Source organism: Myroides sp. LJL115, assembly GCF_054871665.1.
Genome location: NZ_JBTXLS010000014.1, coordinates 1 through 20297, shown reverse-complemented (window position 1 = coordinate 20297; position 20297 = coordinate 1). Strand labels below are relative to the sequence as shown.

The following is a 20297-nucleotide window of genomic DNA, read 5'->3' as shown; positions in this document are numbered from 1 at the left end:
TTAGCATATGAGTTTTATTCAGTATCCTATAGTGTTTAACCCTATACTCAAAGAAAGAATTTGGGGTGGGGAAAAACTCGGTACAGTATTAGGAAAAGAGTTGTTTTCACAACAAGTTGGCGAAAGCTGGGAAATATCTGGTGTTACTGGTGAAGTTAGTATTGTTGCTAATGGGGCTTATAAAGGATGGAGCCTTGATAGATTAATAACCACTTTTCCCAAACATGTTTTGGGAGAATATATATATAACAGATTTGGGACAAAGTTTCCACTTTTGTTTAAGTTTTTGGATGCCAAAGAGGATCTCTCTATTCAATTACATCCAAACGATGAATTGGCAATGAAGAGACACCAGTCATTCGGTAAAACTGAAATGTGGTATGTAATGCAAGCCGATAAGGATGCTCGTGTAGTAGTAGACTTTAAAGCAGGAGTTACTCCTTCAGATTATATTGATCATTTGCAAAAAAAGACTTTACCAAGTATTTTAAATGAAATACCTGTAAAAAAAGGCGATGTTTTCTTTATAGAAACTGGTACTGTACATGCAATTGGTAAAGGGGTTTTATTGGCTGAAATTCAGCAAACCTCAGATATTACCTATCGCGTTTATGATTGGGATCGTAAAGATAAAAAAGGAAACTCTCGAGAATTACATGTAGATAATGCACTTGATGCTATTAACTATGGACCCAAGAAGGTAGAGATATCTTATAGTGATAAGCAAGATTTAGCCAATTCGGTTGTGAATTGCCCTTATTTTACGGTTAACTTTATTCCACTAGAGAAACAATACATAAAAGACAAAAACCAAGATCGCTTCTATCTTTATATTTGTACGCAAGGAAAAGGTAGCTTTGATTTGGATGGAGAGATATTTAGCTTTCAACAAGGAGATAGTATGTTAATACCTGCTTGTTGTAGCCGAGTTATTATTAAAGGTGAAGCTACTTTATTAGAGATTTTTGTTCCATAAAAGACGAAAATCTAAATATTAAAGTTGTAGATTTGTACAGATTATTAATTTAAAAATAAGGAATTATGGCAAGTGTAAAAAACTTAAAAAAAGATATCCATTATGTATTAGGTGATATTTTAGAAGCTATCTATATCCACGAAATGGCAACAACTGGAGCAACTTCAGAAACAATGGCTATTGAAGAAGAAGCATTAACAGCGTTTGATGAATTAATCTCTTTAGTAAATGCAAAAGGAGTTGAAAATAAAAAAGCACATTTTAAGGGAGTTTATTCTCAATTGGAAAATGTTGCAGGTCAATTAGTTGATAAAATTAACGCTCTTTAGTTAGAAAAAAGATAAAAAAAACACGCTAAAGGGCTTGGAAAAGTCTAAAAGCGTGCTATCTTTGCACTCGCAAAATGAGTCGCCGGTGTAGCTCAGTTGGCTAGAGCAGCTGATTTGTAATCAGCAGGTCGTGGGTTCGAGTCCCTCCATCGGCTCCAATTTTGAAAATTAGATATTGCCCTACGGTTATTATAAATAATGCCGGTGTAGCTCAGTTGGCTAGAGCAGCTGATTTGTAATCAGCAGGTCGTGGGTTCGAGTCCCTCCATCGGCTCTAATTTTCAAAAAGGAATTCAATTACTCTTTTTGCGTTTATAAATAAACGCCGGTGTAGCTCAGTTGGCTAGAGCAGCTGATTTGTAATCAGCAGGTCGTGGGTTCGAGTCCCTCCATCGGCTCCAATTTTAAAAGTTAGATATTGCCTTTCGCATTATTACATAATGCCGGTGTAGCTCAGTTGGCTAGAGCAGCTGATTTGTAATCAGCAGGTCGTGGGTTCGAGTCCCTCCATCGGCTCTAATTTTTAAAATAAAGTAATTAATAGCCTTTCGTATTATTACATAATGCCGGTGTAGCTCAGTTGGCTAGAGCAGCTGATTTGTAATCAGCAGGTCGTGGGTTCGAGTCCCTCCATCGGCTCAATTTGAAAATTAAATATTGCCTTACAACTCAGGCTAGACGCCGGTGTAGCTCAGTTGGCTAGAGCAGCTGATTTGTAATCAGCAGGTCGTGGGTTCGAGTCCCTCCATCGGCTCTTTAAAAGCCTCCTTTTATAAGGAGGCTTTTTTTACTACTTTTTTTTTCTAATTTCCTTTTTTGCCAAATACTTTACGTAAATTTAGTAGTCTATTCGAATACTATTGGCTTATGTTTATTGCTACTCAATACGATTGGTTTATTTATGTTGAAATCATCTATTTTCTTCTAGCAATTGCCGTGTCCATTCGTATTATATACGACACTAACTCTATATCCAAAACATTAGCATATTTATTATTGGTTTTTTTCGTGCCAATTCTGGGTATGATTTTCTATTTCTCTTTCGGTATCAATTATAGGAAAAGAAAGATGTATTCTAAGAAACTACAACGTCATGAAGATTTCCAAGACAGATTAGCCGCTAAAGTAAAACACTTCAATGAGCACACCACTAAAGAGGTAAATCAAGTTATTGAAAACAATAAGGCATTTATTTCTCTTTTATCAAGTGATGCTTTAGGAGAAAATCCTTTACTTGTAAATAACAAGGTGAATTTATTGGAAAACGGAGAATCCTTCTTTGAAGCTCTTTTACAGGATTTAAAGCATGCAAAACAGCATATCCATATAGAGTATTATATTTTTGATAATAGTCAAGTAGGACATCAAATAGCGGATATTTTAGTAGATAAGATAAAACAAGGAGTAGAGGTTCGTTTTATCTATGATGATTTTGGTAGTCGAAGTATACGCAAAAGTATTGCCAAAAGACTAAGAAAGGCGGGGGGACACGTTTTTCCTTTTAATAAAGTTATTTTATTGGCTTTGGCTAATCGTCTAAATTATAGGAATCATAGAAAGATTGTTGTAATAGATGGCTATATTGGCTATACTGGGGGGATCAATATATCGGATAGATATGATAACAGAATGAATCAGAAGAATGATTTTTTCTGGCGAGATACTCACATGAAAATAACTGGTAGTGGAGTATATGGATTACAGTATGTTTTTTTGACAGATTGGAATTTTTGCAGCAAAGAATCCATTACTTTTAATAGTAAGTATTTCCCAAGTATTCAAGATTTGGATTTACCTATTTTACCTTTGCAAGTATTGGCTTCAGGTCCCGATTCCGATGTGCCCTCTATTTTGTATAGTGTGATTGAAGCCATTAGCCAAGCCAAAGAAGAGGTGTTGATAACTACGCCTTATTATATACCAGATGAGTCGCTGCAATTGGTTATTAAGATGGCAGCCTTAAGTGGTAAGAAAGTGAAAATGATTTTACCTGGAATTACAGATTCTTTGATAGTTAAATGGGCATCCGAGTCTTATTTTCAAGAACTATTAGAAAATGGAGTAGAAATTTACTTATATAAAAAGGGATTCATCCATGCTAAGACTATTGTAACGGATCAAGATATATGTTGCGTTGGTACATGTAATTTAGATCATCGTAGTTTTGATTTGAATTTTGAAGTCAATGTTTATGCCTACGACCCTAGTTTAGCCCAGCAAATGAGGCAAATGTTTTATAGGGACTGCCAAGATTCTTTAAAATTAGATATACAAAGATGGAATAAACGTTCCTCTTGGCAGAGATTAAAGAATAATTTTATTCGATTGTTAGCTCCTTTACTTTAGAAAAAAGTATATTTAATCTTCATTGTGCATTTTAAATTTTTTCTAAGTCATTTAAAGGCCTTAAATTTGTTATGTATACATAATTGCAAGAGAGAAAAATACTCTCAAGTGTTATTAGTGCATATTTTTTGTTAGTAGAAATTGATAAATATCCTATTATGAATTTACATTTTATCTATAAAGATTATATTACTCATCAACACCCTTTACCAAATGATTATCAAGGTAAGGTGGTTACTACAGTTATAGAATCTCGTGCCAATAGTACTGATGCTAAAGCTAGTGTTTTATATATCCATGGATTTAATGATTACTTTTTTCAGTTTCATGTAATGAAGTATTTTAATTCAAATGGTATCAATTTTTATGCATTGGATTTACGTAAATGTGGCCGCTCACTTTTAAAAGGACAAGCACCTAATTACTGTAAGAGTTTAAGAGAATATTTTGGAGATATTGATTATGCTCTAACTATGATGCATAAGGACCATAAGAATACTAATATATTTTTACTAGGGCATAGTACAGGAGGATTGCTTGCTACTTATTATGCTAAGTTTGGATTACATCGCCCGTTAATTAAGGGACTAATTTTGAATTCGCCTTTTTTTGATTTCAATTTGCCTTTTTATGTAAAACCTTTTATTGCTTCTGTATCTAAGAAGAATTTTAAAAAGGATGCATTTTCCTTTATGCAAGGACTACCATCTATTTATGGGGAGAGTTTGCATAAGGATTATAAAGGGGAATGGGATTATAACTTAAGCTTTAAGCCTATCACACCTTTTGTAAATTATTATGCTTGGATTCTTGCAGTAAATAGAGCGCAGGAGGTAATACAAGAAAAACCTAATCTAGGTAATTTACCTATCTTACTACTAAGAAGTAGTCAAAGTAGTAATCCACGTAAAAGTAGTAAAGAGACTTTTGAAAGTGATGCAGTATTAAATGTTAAGGATATTTCCAAAATAGGTAAGAAAATAGGGGATTGCGTTACAGAAGTGATCGTGGATAAGGCCTTGCACGATGTGTATTTATCTACTTCCTCTATACGTGATAAAGCTTTAAAGGCCAGTGTTGACTTTATACACTCCAATATTTAACTTTTATAAAGTAGATAGGGTCTACTACCATTTGGTAATAGACCCTATCAATAATAATTGAAAAAATAAATAAGTATTTAGAATAACCCTCCTCCAGAAGAAGATTGTTGTTGGCTATTCTCTCTTGCTTTTCTTGCCATAGCTCTACCTTTTCCACCACCAAAGCTGTAGTTCACTCCAATGTAAATACTTCTACTGTTCCAAGAAAACTCTCCTTGGTTTTCAAAAGGATATTGGCTTGTAAATCGGTATTTCATTGTATTGAAGATATCGTTTAAACGCATACTAATACTTAGTTTGTTATTTAATAGAGAATAACGTGCTCCAAAATCTATTTTATGCATTTCTTTATTTTGCCCAGTAATCGATTTCATAGGTCCTCTGAAGAAACCAAATAAATTGAAACGCAATTTATTTGTTGCCTTAAAGTTTGCATTCAATCTAGCATTAAAAGAGTTTACGTTTATTTCTCTTTTAATAAACTCAAATTCATTGTTACTTGGGTTTAAGTAAGAAACAAGTCCATTTTGTTTAATACTCGATAAATCAATTGCAGGTTGAATATCTAACCATGGTCTTAATTTTAAATTAGCAGATAATTCAAAACCATAAGACGAGCTTTTATCAAAGTTATCATAGGTCATAAGTAAAGCATTCGGGTTTTCATTCTCTGGATCGTCCAATATAATTTGGTTGATTTCATCGTTGATTTGTCTGTAGAATACTCCCCCAGTAATAGAACCTGTGGTTCCTAGAATACGCGTATAGTTTAACTCTAATGAATTAGTAAATTGTGGTCGTAATTCTGGGTTTCCTGTAGAGGTTAAAGTAGGAGTGGAGAACTGACGAATAGGTCTTGTTTGCCAAACTCCAGGACGGTCTACTCTTCTGCTATAACTCAATTGTAACATATCATTGGTTGTAAAATCATATCCTAAAAACGCAGAAGGGTATAAAGTTACATAGTCATCGGAAAAATCTTTCTTACCATTTAATTTAGAAGTTACTTTATAACTTTCCACACGAGTTCCTACTTGGTAAGAAAACTTATCTAGTTTTTGACCAAAGGTAACATAACCAGAATAGATATTATAGTCATAATTATATCCTACTTGGCGCTGATCTATTGGAATCATTGGGTTGTCTAGTTGATCCGAATAATTCTCTGTACGAGATAATTTGCTCTCTAGTCCTAATTCAAGTTTTGTTTTTTCATTGATTGGTTTTACGTAATCTATATTGATAGTAGTTAAACTTCCTTTACTCAAAGTAGCATCTGTATAGGTGTAAGATGGAGAATCAGTAAAATCATTTTGATAATACCCATTAGAGGTACCTTTATTGTCATTATAATTAACCTCTACATCCAAGTTATGCCCATCTTCATCAAAAAGGTGTTTATATGCTAAGTTATATGAGCTATTTCTAGTGTTGCTCTTATAATTAGAGGTTTGATAAATATTTTCAAAATTAGCGTCTGGATATAAGTTTTCTGTGTATACATCCGTTGGACCGTTGTATTTACTTTGATTGGTATAAAAGGATAAAGTATTTTTATCATTTATATTATAATCTAACCCAACCTTATAAAGGTAAGATCTGTTTTTACTCTCTACATCTACTAGTTGCGTTGAATTTTGATCCACTCTATAAATTTCTCCTTTATTGGTTGACTTGCCTAGAGAGTTGTTTGCATTAGCAAAGAAGTTTATTTTATTTTTTCTATAGTTAAGGTCAATAGAGTTTGTATTACTAGCATGTTTAGAAAGAGTAACCCCACTATTTACTGTTGCATTAAAACCATCATTTGTTTTTTTATGCAATACTATATTGATAATACCACTCATTCCCTCTGGGTTGTATTTTGCACTAGGACTAGTGATTAATTCAATGCTCTTAATAGAACCTGATGGAATTTGTTTAAGTACTTGATCAGAGGATAAGTTGGTAGGTTTACCATCCACTAGTACTCTTACATTGGTGTTTCCTCTTAGAGAAAGGTTGCCGTCTTGGTCTACATTAACTGAAGGAATATTATTCATAATCTCCGAAGCTGTAGCTCCAACAGAGGCTAAATCTTTTCCAACATGAATAACTTTTCTGTCTATTTTTTGTTCAATGGTGGACTGCTCTGCTATTATTTCAACATCATCCAAAGTTACTGCATCCTGCTGTAGGTAAATCTTTCCTAGGTCTATTACTTTAGAGTCAACTGTTATTTGTTCTTGTTTTGTAAGATATCCTATAAATTGTACCTCAAGGGTATACTTGTTATTTGGAGCTTCTAATTGAAACTGCCCATTGTCATCGGAAAGAGTTCCGGTGACAACCTGATCTCCTATCTTTAATGCTATTGTAGCATAAGGAATAGCTTCTTGTAATTCATTATCATAAATATTTCCTTTTACAATGGACTTATTTTGAGCCAAGGTAGAAAAAGAGATAAGTACAAAGAATAATAGGTTTACATAAGTTTTCATACTTTGATTTATTAAAGTTTTTCAATGGTTAGGTCTTACTCTAATAGTCTTGTAAAAACATGTTTTGTTACACATTTTTTACTTTCTTTTTTATAAACATATAAAAATAAGATAAAGATTAGAATTGAAAACGATGGTTTTTAGGGGGGTAAGTAACTGTATTTTAATATATTATATTGTTTGTTTTTTGCAGATATATTTATACTTCTTTTCATGAAAAAAATAAAGAACAACGCTGTAAGTCTTTATTGGATTGGAAGTATATAAAAAAAAATAAGTATTTTAAGCTCAAGAGAGCAATTAGTTAGAAGGTCTTAACTAATGGGATATCCTCCATAGGGCCTTAAAGTGTTAGAAAATATACTTTTCTTAAGACATCTATTTTAATAATACTATTGTTGTATCCGTTCAAAAAATGTATTTTTAGCTTATAAAATATAAAAACATGGAAAAACAAAATAATATAGCCATTTTGGTGGATGGGGATAATGCGCAGGCTAAGCTATTAATTCATGTCTTAGAAGAGGTATCTAAATATGGTAAAGTTACTATTCGTCGAATTTATGGAGACTGGACTACACCTCAAATGAATAGTTGGAAAGAAATTCTAAATGACTTATCCTTTTCGCCTATCCAAAAATTTAGCTATACTACAGGTAAGAATTCTACGGATAGTTCTTTAATAATTGATGCGATGGATATTTTACACGATCAGATGGTAGACGGCTTTTGTATTGTCTCTAGTGATAGTGATTATACTGGTTTGGCAAAGAGAATTCGCGAGTCTGGTATTTTTGTAATGGGTGTTGGAGAAAAGAAAACACCTAATGCCTTTGTACAATCCTGTGAAATATTTACTTACGTTGAAACTTTAATGCCTAAGAGTAAGGAAAAAAGTAAGGTAAGTAACAATAAGAAAAATACGGCTAATGAAGAGGACGACACTAAGTTGTTAACCAAGAAAGAATATAACTTAATTGATCGAGCTTTTGAAATGTCTGTAGGGGAAGAAGTAGAGGCGTTCATTTCTACTGTAGGAGGAAATTTAAGAAAGCTAAATCCTAGTTTTGATGCGCGTTATTATGGCTTTAAGAACTTAACAGAGCTATTTAAGCATTTAAAAACCTATGAAGTAATTAACAATAATGTCAAGGGCTTAAATCATCCTTTAGTAAAAAAAATATAAACAAATCTAAAGTTCGTAAGGCTAAAGCTTAGCGGACTTTTTTGTTTTATTAATAGTTAAGTAGGGGATTGTTTCTGAACTATTAGGGCAAAATACAGAAATGTTTGTGATATTATTTATATTTGTAGGATAACCTTAAACAGAAAATAGATGAGAATAATTTATATAGCTGCTGTATTTCTTAGTTGTAGCTTAATGTTTTCCTGTGATAAATCAAAAACGGAGAATGTTCAAGATACACAGGTAGTGGTACAAACTCCAAGAGAGTCTGTGGATAAGTTTGCTGATATTGAAGTATTGGAATACCAAATACCAGGATGGCAAGAATTGAGTCTTAAGCAACAAGAATATGTATATTATTTAACTCAAGCAGGTTTAGCTGGTAGAGATATTATATGGGATCAGAACTACAAGCATAACTTAAAAATAAGAAGAGCTTTAGAGAATATCTACCAAAACTATAATGGAGATAGAAAAAATAAGGATTGGGAGAACTTTGAAGTATATTTAAAGAGAATATGGTTTAGTAATGGGATTCACCATCACTATTCTAATGATAAAATTAAGCCAGAATTTACTCCTGCTTATTTCAATGAGTTACTTACTTCCACTCAAACTAATTTAGACCCTGAAGTAGTAGCTATATTATTTAATGATCAAGACAGTAAAAAAGTTAATTTAGATTCTTCTAAAGATTTAGTAAAAGATAGTGCTGTTAATTTCTATGGCTCTGATGTGAGTGAGAAAGAAGCAGAAACTTTCTATGCTCAGATGAAAAGCCCAGATCCGCTTAGACCATTATCTACGGGCCTAAACAGTAAGTTAGTTAAAGTAGACGGTGTTTTACAAGAAAAGGTATATAAAAGTGGTGGTTTATACGGACAAGCTATCGATCAAATTATTTATTGGTTAGAAAAAGCTAAAGGTGTAGCAGAGAATGCCCAACAAGCCGAAGCTCTTTCTTTATTAATTGAGTTTTATAAAACGGGTGACTTGCAAACCTGGGACCAGTATAATATTGCTTGGGTTGGTGCTACCCAAGGAAATATTGATTATAATAATGGATTTATCGAAGTTTACAATGATCCTTTGGGACATAAAGGTTCTTTTGAGAGTGTCGTACAGATTACCGATTTTGATATGTCTAAGAAAATGGCTGTATTATCCGAGCAAGCACAATGGTTCGAAGATAACTCTCCATTAATGCAAGAACATAAGAAGGAAAATGTTGTAGGAGTTACTTATAAAACCGTTATAGTAGCAGGGGAGGCAGGAGATTCTTCTCCAAGTACACCAATTGGAGTTAACTTACCTAATGCGGATTGGATTAGAGCAGAATATGGCTCAAAATCTATTTCTCTGGGTAATATTATTGATGCCTATAACAGTCAAAGCTCTTCAGATAGATTACAAGAGTTTGTTCATGATCCACAAGAGTTAGAGTTAGCTATTAAGTATGGACAACAAGCTGATAAGTTACATACAGCTCTACACGAGGTTGTAGGACATGCATCGGGTCAAATAAATCCTGGAGTTGGTCAACCTAAAGAGACCTTAAAAAGTTATGCTTCTACCTTGGAAGAAGGAAGAGCTGATCTAGTTGGTTTATACTATTTATATAGTCCTAAATTAGAAGAGTTAGGTTTAGTGGAAGATTGGGAGGCAGTTGGTAAAGCAGCCTATGATAATTATATTAGAAATGGCTTAATGCTACAACTAGTACGATTAGAACCGGGTGCTGACATTGAAGAGTCTCATATGAGAAACCGTCAATGGGTAAGTGCTTGGGTATTGGAGAAAGGGCAACAAGATAATGTCATCGAAAAAGTAACCAAAGATGGTAAGACTTACTTCAATATTACTAATTATGATAAGCTTCACGATTTATTTGGACAATTACTTAGAGAAACACAGCGTATTAAAAGTGAGGGAGATTTCCAAAGTGCAAAAAATCTTGTCGAAAACTACGGTGTTAAAGTAGACCAAGACCTACATAAGGAAGTCTTAGAAAGAAATGCTAAGTTTAATTCAGCCCCTTATAGAGGATTTGTAAATCCTATTATTGTACCTGTGGTAGATAAACAACAGAAAATTACTTCTTTTGAAATTATTCAACCAGAAAGTTTCTCTAGTCAAATGTTGCAGTATGCAAAAGACTATAGTTTCTTACCAGATGAAAATTAGAAATACAAAAGCCAATTGGAAACAATTGGCTTTTTTTATCCTTTTACATAAGACAGTAGGTAAAGATGCCAAATTGGCTTGTATTTAGATTTACTTTATTTTTTTGGATTTAAAATAAGGCACTACCTTTGGCTTTAATTTAAATTATAAAGTAAATGTACCAAGATTCTAACTCAAAAAACGTAGAGTTATCTTCCTTTAAAAAGGTTTTCATGTTTTTAGGAGTTATTTTTATTGCCTCAAATCTTCGTGCTCCTCTGACTTGTGTTGGACCAGTGATTGGAGAAATAAGTGATGAATTCTCCTTGTCTAATTCTCTAGCAGGTCTTCTAACGACTATTCCTTTGATTTGTTTCGCCTTTTTATCGGCTTTAGTTCCTAAAGTATCTAAGACATTTGGAATGTCCTATGTTTTATTATGCTCCTTAGTTTTACTTAGTGTTGGTTTGGCTATTAGGCCTATAGATGGGGTTGTTACCTTGTTTTTAGGTGCGGCATTAATTGGTATTGCCATAACGGTTGGAAATGTACTTATGCCAGCTTATATCAAGGTTAATTTTCCAAAGAAAGTAGGGTTAATGACTGGTATTTATTCCGCTTCAATGAATTTAGTTGCAGCTTTAGCAGCTGGTTTTAGTATATATTTAGGTCAAGTTACCGAATTGGGATGGAGAGGATCAATAGGAGTATGGGTTCTATTAGCTATTGTAAGTATTCTTGTTTGGTTACCTACTTTGAAAAAGCGAAGTCTTGTCGGGTCAAGTAAAATTCAACAAGTTCAAGATACTACAAATATATACAAGAGTAAATTGGCTTGGTGTGTAACTCTTTTTATGGGGTTACAATCTTTACTTTTTTACTGTATAGCAGCATGGCTTCCTAAAGTTACCCAAAGTTGGGGTATGAGTATTGTTGATTCTGGATGGGTTTTATCCTATGTACAGTTTGCACAATTACCAATGACTTTTTTAGGAGCAATCATTGCAAGTAAGATGCCTAATCAAAAAGCTTTAGCAATTTGTGTGGCTCTTTTAATTATAGGTGGTCTAAGTGGGATACTAATATGGCAAACCAAGTACATTGTTATTTGTTGTATCTTAATCGGATTAGGAAGTGGTTTAGCTTTTAGCTTATGTATGATTTTGTTTGTTTTGAGAACAAAAAGTGCACAGCAGGCCGCTAAACTATCTGCAATGGCGCAAGCTTTAGGCTATACTATTGCTGCTTTTGGTCCCCCTGTTTTTGGAGGGTTATACGACTGGAGTGGTTCTTGGAATTATTCTTTCGTGTTCCTTTTATTGGCAACGGTTGTTTTACTTATAGTAGGATATATTGCTTCGGCAGATAAATACATCGATTAGTAAAGTTAGTATAAAGGATATTTTGGCAACATGATAGAGGTATAGTCAAATGCTTATACATATAGACCAATTTTATCCTGTAACAATACAAAATAAAATAGCAAATGGCTTTAAAAATATTACATACTGCAGATTGGCATTTGGGTAAAAGGTTAGATAATTTTAGCCGCATTGAAGAGCAAATAGAAGTATTACAAGAAATAGTAGAGTTAACAAATGAACATCAGGCAGATGTTGTTGTTATTGCTGGGGATCTATTTGACGCATTTAATCCAGGAGTAGATGCTATTGATTTATTCTATAAAACATTAAAAACATTAACCAACAATGGTAAAAGGCCTGTGATTGCCATTGCTGGAAATCATGATTCCCCTGAAAGAATAGATGCCCCGGATCCACTAGCTAGAGAATGTGGTATTATTTTTATAGGCTTGCCAAATGCAAAGGTTCCTTTTTTTAAAACTCCAGAGGGATTTGAAATTACCAAAAGTGATCATGGATTTATGGAAATTAAATTACATAACAATCCTACTGCTTTACGTATTATTCATACGCCTTATGCCAATGAAATTAGACTTAAAAGAGCCTTAGATTCTAATGATAAGGCTGCTGCTTTAAATGAGGTTTTAAAAGAAAATTGGCAGAACTTAGCTTCTTTATACTGCGATAATAAGGGGGTTAATTTATTAGTTACCCACCTTTATATGCTGCAGAAGAATGCTCAGGTACTTGAAGAACCAGATGGAGAGAAAGCCCTTAAAGTTGGGAATGCGGACTTAATTTATACCGATATTATACCTAATGAAATACAGTATACTGCTTTAGGGCATTTACATAAATGCTGGCAATTAGGGTCCTTAGAAAAGCCAGTTGTATACAGTGGAAGCCCATTAGCTTATAGTTTTAGTGAGTCAGGGCAAGAAAAATTTGTTCTTCTTTTAGAGGCCAATGCTAACCAGCCTATTTGCTATCAAAAATTAAAATTAGAAAGTGGAAGGAAGTTATCTAGGGTTAAATTTAACCAAGTAGAGCAGGCCATTGAATGGTTACAACTTAATCCCTATCATTTAGTAGAGTTAACCTTAGTAAGTGATGAGTTTTTAAAGGCGGATGATATCAAGCGACTTTATCAAGCACATGATGGAATAATTACCATTATTCCTCAGATAACAACTAATGCAAGCCAAAGTGATGTACAGCATTCTACCGTTAACTTAGATCAAGATATCCAAGGGCTCTTTGAAGATTATTTCAAGCAAAAATACAATGGACAAACTCCGAACCAAGAAATACTAGAACTTTTTAATGAAACTTTAAATTAGTGTATGATACCAATTAAATTAACTCTACAGGGAATATACTCTTACCAAGATGCTCAAGTTATCGATTTTAGTCAATTGACTCAAAGCGGGCTTTTTGGAATATTTGGAAAAGTGGGCTCTGGTAAATCTTCTATTATTGAGGCAATTACATTTGGATTGTATGGAGAGAGTGAACGCTTGAATGCTAGGGATAATCGTGCTTATAATATGATGAACCTTCGTTCCAATCAAAGTGTGATTGAATTTGATTTTTATAATTTTAACGACCAAAAATATCGAATTTATAGAAGTTTCAAACGAAATGCTAAACGATTTGAAGATGTAAAAAGGGTAGAGGCAATCCTATATAAATGGGAAGAGGATTCTTGGGTTCCACAACCTAGTTTAGATATTGCCCAGGTAATAGGTCTTAGTTATGAAAACTTCAAACGTACTATTATTATTCCTCAAGGCAAGTTCAAAGAGTTTATAGAACTTGGTGGAAAGGACAGAACCAAAATGATGCAGGAAATCTTTGGCTTAGACCGTTTTGATCTAAGTGCAAAGGTGAAAAAAATGTATGTGGAGTCAAAAAGCCAGTACGACACTTTAAGTGGGGAGCTATCGGGATATACTTCCATTACTCCTCAACTTATTAAAGAAAAAGAAATTTTAGTAAAGCAAGAGGACTTACTAATAGAGAAGTTAACCAAAGAATATACTACTCAGCATAATATTTATCAGCATTTAAAAGCAATACAATCAGATATTGTTGAGTTGGAGAAGAATCTGGAATCTATGGTAGAGCTAGAAAAGCAACAACCATCTGTTTCTAAACAAAAAAAAGACCTTGTTCTTTTTGAGGATTTATCCAATGATTTTGGGCTTTTATTATCCCAAGTAGAATTGGAGTCTAACTCTTTTGAGCAGAAAAGTGCTGCTTTAAAACAAGCCAAGGATGCATCGGCTCAAATCAAAGAGAAGTCCTCTAAGGTAGAACAACAATTGAGTATTGCATCTAAAGAGTTTGAGAGGGTAGATTTACTCAAACAGGAGTTATTTGAACTGGACTTAATTCAAAAGATATCTAGTTCTTTAGAGCAGAAAAACTCTTTACTAACCCGTATGGAGAATGGTAAAGGACAAATAAATCAAGCAAAAGTAGAGCTTCAAGGATTAAGAGAATTATATAGTAAGCAATTATCTACTTTAGAATTGCGTAAAAAATCTCTTATAGACGGTAGTGTTTTATTAGAGATGGAGAACTGGTTTACTTCCTTTAAACACACAAGGGATAGAAAACCAGAATTATTAAATAAGATCTCTAGTCTTGACACGCAAGTAAAAGGCATTGATATAGAATTAGCAGAGTTGCAAATCAACCCTGTCTTAATGGATTGGAAACAAGCTTTAGAGGTTCAAAAGGATCAAATTGAGATCCAATTGAAAAGCAAGCAAGATCAACTAGCACATGTAAAAGTTGCTCAGAAGTTGCAAATGTATGCCAATGAATTGTCTGATGGATCTCCATGCCCTTTATGTGGATCTTTAGAGCATCCTAGTATTTTAGACTCTTCAAACAAAGATATGTTCGCTCAAGGACAACATATTGAACTTGAAATTTCTCAACTCCAAGAGCAAAGTGCTCTTTTAATGGAGAAGCAGAGTAAAATACTGGCTTTACTAAGCAAGAGGGAACTTGTCTTACAGGCAGTGAAGCAGGAGAAATCTTCTTTACTTGAAATTGATAAAGAGTTAGAGAGATTACAAAAGGGGTATCTATGGAATACTATTTGTCCTTCTGATGTGGATAGCTTTGTTGCTTTAAAACAAAAATCAAGTAAAGAACAACAGGAAATTCTTGCCTTAGAGACAAAACTTAAAGACCTTTTAAGCGAGGGCGAAAAAGCTAAAGAAACGGTGGATCGTTTTGTGGAGCTCTTAACTAAGATAGAAGTGAGCTACACACAAGTGAGTAGTGAAATTAATTCTAAGCAAGAACAGTTAAGTAAATTAAAAGTAGAAGATTTCGCAGAATATTCTAGCCTAAGGTTAGAGGAATTACTAAAGAGTAAAAGCGAAAAGATTGAGCAGGTTAATAAGACATTCAATCAGCTTACCTTAGAGTCTAAGAATATTTCGATGGAGTTAACTGCAGTTGATACACAAGTAGAATCCCTGCAAAAGGATGTTCAAACTTTAGAAAGTAGGTTAAATCAATATAACCAAGAGTTAACCCAAAAGTTACAAAAGAACCATTTAGAAAACATTTCTCAAGTTAAAGAAGTTCTAAGTTGGAAATTAGATGTGAAAGCTCTTAGAGAGGGTATTCAACAATTTGAATTAACGATACAGGTTCTGAAAGATCGCATTGAGGCGTTAAAGAAAAAAATGCCTAAAGATCAATTTGATTTACAAGCTTTTCTGCAGATGGAAAAGCAAGTGATGGAACTGGATAGTAATTTAAAAGATAAGGTAGCTTATGTAACTATTCTAAAGGCTGAGAAAACTAGATTAGAGCAACAATATGCTGTAAAAATCCAATTGGTAGATAAATTTGAAGCACTAGGTAGTCGTATTAAAAACATACAAGTATTGGATAATATGTTTAAAGGAGCTGGTTTTGTCAATTATGTTTCTAGTATATATTTAAAGAACTTATGTAATATGGCCAATGTTCGCTTTCATCGTTTAACTAATAATCAATTAAGCTTGCAGCTAAATGAAGCCAATGATTTTGAAATTATTGATTATTTAAATGATGGTAAACCAAGAAGTGTAAAAACACTTTCAGGAGGACAGGTTTTCCAAGTATCTCTTTCTTTAGCTTTGGCTTTAGCCGAGAGTGTACAAAGTTTATCAAAAAGCAATAAGAATTTCTTTTTTATTGATGAAGGGTTTGGGACCCAGGATAGCGAATCAGTACAAATCGTTTTCGAAACTTTACAAAACTTACAGAAAGAAAATAGAATAGTAGGAATTATTTCTCACGTAGATGAATTACAAGATCTTATTCCGGTTTCTTTAACTGTAAGAAAAGACGAACAAGGGGTAAGTACCATAATAAAAGAGAATTAAAAACGAAAAAGAGAAATCTATTGTTATAAAATACGCGGAATTATTTATATATTGGTATAAAAATATGTTATGGATCAAAGTAAATTTAACTCTATCGAAGAATTAAGAGAGAAGCCAAACAATCATATGGCCCTTTCTATTATTGCAACTATTTTTAGTTTGTGCTCCTTTTGGTGTACTGGTTTTATTATAGGTGTTATCGCCATAGTAATGTCTAGTCAATCTACTTCTAAGTATAATAAGGGAGATTACTCAGGAAGTTTGTCTGCTGCTAAGACGGCAAAAATTTTGGCATTAATTGCCTTTGTAATTGGTCTTGCCACTTATGCTTATACTTTTTACACGATCCAACAAGCAGGAGGAATTGAAATTTTTATAGAGGAATTTAAAACTGCGATTGAACAAGGACAATACCAGTAGTTTGTGAGAAATACACTATTGCGTTTAAGTTACCCATTGATAGTACTACTGCTTGCTGCAATTTATATCTTTTATTTTTTGGATAAAGGTTTTGCAGTGGAATGCAGTTTTTATAAAAAGACAAACTTACAATGTCCTGGTTGTGGAGCTCAAAGAGCTTTGTCTAGTTTGGCTAAAGGTAATATTAGGCAAGCATGGCAATTCAATCCACTTATTTTTATGTATATCACTGTACTTGGGTATTTGTATGTCGCACTTATGGAGGTTTATGTAGTTAAGAACAAAGAGTTTTTAGCAAAATATTCTATTCCTTCTTGGTCTGCTTATCTATTTATAGGGATAATGATAGTGTTTTTTTTATACAGGAATTATACTCTATTTTGGTAAGATAGTCTGAGTATAGATGTGGATCTACAATAAAAAAAGTAATATTTTACTAAAACATTAAATAATAAAGGGGTTGTCTCATAAAGGTTACTATACTAGTATTCAAGAGTATTTTACTAAGCATAATTTATATTTTAGATTAAATAATTAAATTATACCAAGTAAAAAGGAATATTCATTAGACAAAAAAGGGGCTGTCTTCTATTGTGATACAGCCCCTTTACTATTCATAAGTAAACCTTATTATTCGAGGGTTATTTCTTTTGAGTCTACTTGGATGTATCTACTAATTAGTGTGATGGCAATACCAAAAATGGCAATGATTCCAAAGGCAAGTCTTAAAGAAGAAACTTGTGCAATAAATCCAATAACTGGTGGACCTAAGAAAAATCCTACAAAACCTATACTTGTTACTAAAGTTAATGCTTGTTGAGGTGAAGTTTTTGTGCTATTTCCCGCAAGGTTATAAGCCATTGGTACAATAGCTGAAACACCTAGTCCTACTAACATAAAAGAGGTAATAGTAGTATAGACACCAGGGAAAATAACACTAGAGGATAATCCTAGAAAAACTAAGAGTCCACAGAAGAACAATGTTTTTTGTTCTCCAAATTTTCTAACAGTATAATCAGAAAGGAACCTTCCACTTGCCATGGTAAACATATATGCAGTTAAGCCATATCCTACCAGCTCAATTGGAGCTAAGACAATATGCTTCATGTATTCACTTGACCAATCTGTCATTGTACCTTCTGCAACCATTGCAAAGAAGCATAGCAATCCTAAAAGGGCTAAATTTTTATCTGGAAGCTGAATTTTTCTATTCTTAGTTGCTTTATCTTTTTCTAAAGCTTTTTGACTTGTACTTATAGGATTATCTTTAATTAAGAAATGGGTAAATAAAAGGGTTATAACTATTCCTAGGGTAGAAAAGTAGCTAAAGTGTTCTATAGGTGGGATGTAATTACTTATCATCTCTGCACCAAACCATGAAGCAGCAAAGCCTCCAATACTCCATGCACCATGGAAAGAACCAATTATTTGTCCCTTATAACTTTTAGAAACATTGATTGCTTGTGTATTGATTGCGATGTTGGTTAGATTACTACAGATACCAAAGAAAACTAGATTTACTTTGAGTTGCCATAATTCGTCCCAATAGCCAATTCCTATCAAGAGAAAGAAGTAAGTAATCAAAAAAGTACAAGTAGCTTTTTTACTACCAATAAATTGTATTATTCTCCCAGCAAAAGGCAGTGAAATTAAAGTACCAATGGATATATATAGCAATACAAATCCCCAAGCAGAGTCATTTACTAAAAAGGAGTCTTTTATAGTTGGGATTCTAGAGGCCCAAGAGGCTGAAATCCCACCAAAAAAGAAAAATAGGATGCTTACTGCTATACGGGGTAGGTGTGTTTTCATTAGGTAGATTATGTTTTAAGCTTTTTAGTTAATGTCTACTTATAAGTTTTATCTATTATGTAAGCAGACTTAGTGGAGTAAACTTTAAGTAAATATACTTCTATTATAGTAGTTTTATAAAAGGAAATATTGCTTTTTGTGTTAGGATATTTTTTATTTTATTGTATAGGAAGTAATCGCTACTAAAGCAGCCAAAGATAATTGGCTATCTCTGTATTTTCAATAAAAAGAATCGAAGGACATTAAAATCTCAGGTAGTATAGGAGTTAATGAAGTATAATTTCTAAAACTATGAGTTAAGTAGTGTTATTTATTTAAATATATTTACTATATGTTTGATTGGTGTTAAAAATGTACTTATAATCAAATAATACTTTATTTTATTACTTTATATTTTGTTAATTTAAAAATATTATATTAATTTGTAACAATCTGTTAAAGCTTAATGCAATTAAAAAAGGTATGGAACCTAGTGTTTCATACTTTTTTTTATTTTTATACTTCCGTTAAGACCCTTTAGGCTTATTGCTATACCTAATTCTAAGGTTAATGTATTTTAGTCAGGCTAAAGCCTTTTAAGAATGATAATTTAGGGTTATATTTACAAAATTATTATCTATTTAATTGAAAATATGAAGACGGAAGCAGAATTAAGAGCAAGAAGTGGTAACAAATGTGAATTGTGTGACTCAGTAGAACAGTTAAAAGTATATGAAGTACCACCAGCCGCTTCAAATGAAGCAGATAGGGAAATTTTAGCATGTGAGACATGTTTAGCTCAAATTGAGAAAAAGCAAGAATTAGATAGTGCTCATTGGCAATGTTTAACTACATCAATGTGGAGTGAATTCCCTGCAGTACAAGTAGTAGCTTGGAGAATGCTGAATCGTTTTAGAAACGAGAGTTGGGCAGCTGATAGCTTAGATATGCTTTATTTAGATGAAGAACTTTTGGAATTTGCTAAATTAAGTGGAGACCATACAGGAGATGCATCTATTGAATTGCATAAAGACTGTAATGGTAATATACTTGTAACTGGGGATACAGTAACTTTAATAAAGGATCTAGATGTAAAAGGATCTTCATTAAATGCAAAAATTGGTACAGCAGTTCGTAATATTCGTTTAGTCCACGATAATGTAGAACAAATCGAAGGAAAAGTAGACGGACAAACTATTGTCATTCTAACTAAATTTGTCAAAAAACAAGCCTAAATATAAAGAGACTATCTCATTAGAGGTATTTCGTTGCCATTGAGAAGTAATTTATTAGGTATAGTTTATATTTCAGATTAAATAATAAAATTATACTAAGTAAAATACGATATTTATAAAACAAAAAAAGGGACTGTCTACTTCCATTGTGAGACAGTCCCTTTTTTTAGTGTGCCCAGCATGGGTAGTAACTCTAGGGTGTAAGTCCCGAACACGCCTTTACAACGGGAAGTGTTAGCCAAATGCAAGGGTGTCCATCGCAAGGTGGAATCTGAAGGAAGCGCTAGGCAAACCCTTGACCTGACGAACAGAAACTATATCAGGCTCAATAATATCGGATAAGGTTGCTAAACAAACTGAAGTCCAAAGTTGTACGGAGATATTTAGGGTAAATATAGCAGGTATATGAGGGGAAAGTTACTGTTCTTACCTGGGGAGGTCTTACAGACATAGGAAAGTTTTTTTTTACAGAACTATGGATAACAATTGCTGTAAGAAGTCAGCAGA

General features: G+C 33.1%; 14 protein-coding genes and 6 tRNA genes. 18 read left to right on the top strand and 2 right to left on the bottom strand.

The window, feature by feature from the left end:
- Positions 1–7 precede the first annotated feature (7 nt).
- The 10 genes from ACYSNX_RS05340 to ACYSNX_RS05295 all read left to right on the top strand — a co-directional run bounded on the left by ACYSNX_RS05340 (position 8) and on the right by ACYSNX_RS05295 (position 4754).
- Entirely contained in the window at positions 8–976 is a 969-nt protein-coding gene (locus tag ACYSNX_RS05340) for a type I phosphomannose isomerase catalytic subunit (RefSeq protein ID WP_461753651.1), read from the top strand.
- A gap of 65 nt (positions 977–1041) precedes the next feature.
- Complete coding sequence (locus ACYSNX_RS05335; RefSeq protein WP_461753650.1) at positions 1042–1305, top strand: hypothetical protein; 264 nt, start codon at positions 1042–1044, stop codon at positions 1303–1305.
- A gap of 81 nt (positions 1306–1386) precedes the next feature.
- Positions 1387–1463, top strand: a tRNA-Thr gene (locus ACYSNX_RS05330).
- A 42-nt stretch (positions 1464–1505) separates the two neighbouring features.
- Positions 1506–1579, top strand: a tRNA-Thr gene (locus tag ACYSNX_RS05325).
- Between the two features lie 50 nt (positions 1580–1629).
- Positions 1630–1706, top strand: a tRNA-Thr gene (locus ACYSNX_RS05320).
- 41 nt (positions 1707–1747) lie between these two features.
- Positions 1748–1821 (top strand) — tRNA-Thr (locus ACYSNX_RS05315).
- 49 nt (positions 1822–1870) lie between these two features.
- Positions 1871–1944 (top strand) — tRNA-Thr (locus ACYSNX_RS05310).
- Between the two features lie 41 nt (positions 1945–1985).
- Positions 1986–2059: transfer RNA gene (locus ACYSNX_RS05305), tRNA-Thr, on the top strand.
- 113 nt (positions 2060–2172) lie between these two features.
- Positions 2173–3651, top strand: a complete 1479-nt coding sequence (gene cls, locus ACYSNX_RS05300) for a cardiolipin synthase (protein WP_461753649.1) — start codon at positions 2173–2175, stop codon at positions 3649–3651.
- Between the two features lie 158 nt (positions 3652–3809).
- Positions 3810–4754: an alpha/beta fold hydrolase gene (locus tag ACYSNX_RS05295; RefSeq protein ID WP_461753648.1), complete on the top strand. Its 945-nt coding sequence runs from the start codon at positions 3810–3812 to the stop codon at positions 4752–4754.
- Between the two features lie 77 nt (positions 4755–4831).
- Here ACYSNX_RS05295 and ACYSNX_RS05290 read toward each other — a convergent pair whose 3' ends face one another.
- Complete coding sequence (locus tag ACYSNX_RS05290) at positions 4832–7234, bottom strand: TonB-dependent receptor (protein ID WP_461753647.1); 2403 nt, start codon at positions 7232–7234, stop codon at positions 4832–4834.
- A gap of 445 nt (positions 7235–7679) precedes the next feature.
- On the opposite strand from ACYSNX_RS05290, the gene ACYSNX_RS05285 reads away from it, so the two are divergent.
- From ACYSNX_RS05285 to ACYSNX_RS05255, 7 genes are all read left to right on the top strand, one after another.
- Positions 7680–8420 carry an NYN domain-containing protein gene (locus tag ACYSNX_RS05285; RefSeq protein ID WP_461753646.1) on the top strand — a complete coding sequence of 247 codons (741 nt, stop codon included), beginning with the start codon at positions 7680–7682 and terminating at the stop codon, positions 8418–8420.
- A 150-nt stretch (positions 8421–8570) separates the two neighbouring features.
- The gene (locus ACYSNX_RS05280) at positions 8571–10604 is read left to right on the top strand and encodes a dipeptidyl-peptidase 3 family protein (RefSeq protein WP_461753645.1); all 2034 of its coding nucleotides are present in this window, start codon (positions 8571–8573) and stop codon (positions 10602–10604) included.
- A 155-nt stretch (positions 10605–10759) separates the two neighbouring features.
- Positions 10760–11965: a CynX/NimT family MFS transporter gene (locus tag ACYSNX_RS05275; protein WP_461753644.1), complete on the top strand. Its 1206-nt coding sequence runs from the start codon at positions 10760–10762 to the stop codon at positions 11963–11965.
- A gap of 104 nt (positions 11966–12069) precedes the next feature.
- The gene (locus ACYSNX_RS05270; protein WP_461753643.1) at positions 12070–13287 is read left to right on the top strand and encodes a metallophosphoesterase family protein; all 1218 of its coding nucleotides are present in this window, start codon (positions 12070–12072) and stop codon (positions 13285–13287) included.
- A 3-nt stretch (positions 13288–13290) separates the two neighbouring features.
- Positions 13291–16344: an AAA family ATPase gene (locus ACYSNX_RS05265; protein WP_461753642.1), complete on the top strand. Its 3054-nt coding sequence runs from the start codon at positions 13291–13293 to the stop codon at positions 16342–16344.
- A 69-nt stretch (positions 16345–16413) separates the two neighbouring features.
- On the top strand, positions 16414–16764 hold the full coding sequence (locus ACYSNX_RS05260; protein WP_461753641.1) for a CD225/dispanin family protein: 351 nt from the start codon (positions 16414–16416) through the stop codon (positions 16762–16764).
- Positions 16765–16767: 3 nt separating this feature from the next.
- Positions 16768–17151 (top strand): DUF2752 domain-containing protein, encoded by a 384-nt coding sequence (locus tag ACYSNX_RS05255; RefSeq protein ID WP_461753640.1) that lies wholly within the window; start codon positions 16768–16770, stop codon positions 17149–17151.
- Positions 17152–17394: 243 nt separating this feature from the next.
- Here the strand turns inward: ACYSNX_RS05255 and ACYSNX_RS05250 are convergent, their stop codons facing one another.
- The gene (locus tag ACYSNX_RS05250; RefSeq protein ID WP_461753639.1) at positions 17395–18576 is read right to left on the bottom strand and encodes an MFS transporter; all 1182 of its coding nucleotides are present in this window, start codon (positions 18574–18576) and stop codon (positions 17395–17397) included.
- A gap of 632 nt (positions 18577–19208) precedes the next feature.
- On the opposite strand from ACYSNX_RS05250, the gene ACYSNX_RS05245 reads away from it, so the two are divergent.
- Entirely contained in the window at positions 19209–19790 is a 582-nt protein-coding gene (locus tag ACYSNX_RS05245) for a PhnA domain-containing protein (protein WP_461753638.1), read from the top strand.
- Positions 19791–20297 lie beyond the last annotated feature (507 nt).